At 63.8% G+C, this 318-nt stretch carries 1 protein-coding gene; it reads left to right on the plus strand.

Annotation, left to right across the window (positions count from 1 at the left end):
* Positions 1–129: 129 nt before the first annotated feature.
* The coding region (locus B5P40_RS33235) for a hypothetical protein (RefSeq protein ID WP_220089790.1) at positions 130–318 on the plus strand (189 nt) is incomplete at its 3' end.

Genomic DNA, 318 nt, shown 5'->3' on the forward strand with positions numbered 1-318 from the left:
CACGACCCGACACGTTGGAACTGGTCGCGGAAAGCTTTCGCCCGTGAGCCGGAAAACGCACGCTGCCGGGCGGCGCTAGAACCGGTCATGGAGGAGCTGGTCGCGGCCTGGGCCGCATTAGGACGCCACATGGACAGACAACTCACACAGGACGGCGAGTCGGATCCGACAACTCAAGCCCAGGTCGACGAACTCTACGCCACCTGCTGCTTCCGCATTCGCGAAGCCCTGACTGATATCGCCTGCTGGCAACCGTCCACTGCAAACCGGGGACCGCAACGCCACCACCACCTTCGCTGGCAAGACCTCGACTCCCTC

The sequence above is a fragment of the Bacillus sp. SRB_8 genome, from assembly GCF_003264205.1.
Classification (GTDB): Bacteria; Bacillota; Bacilli; order Bacillales; family Bacillaceae_G; genus Bacillus_A; species Bacillus_A mycoides.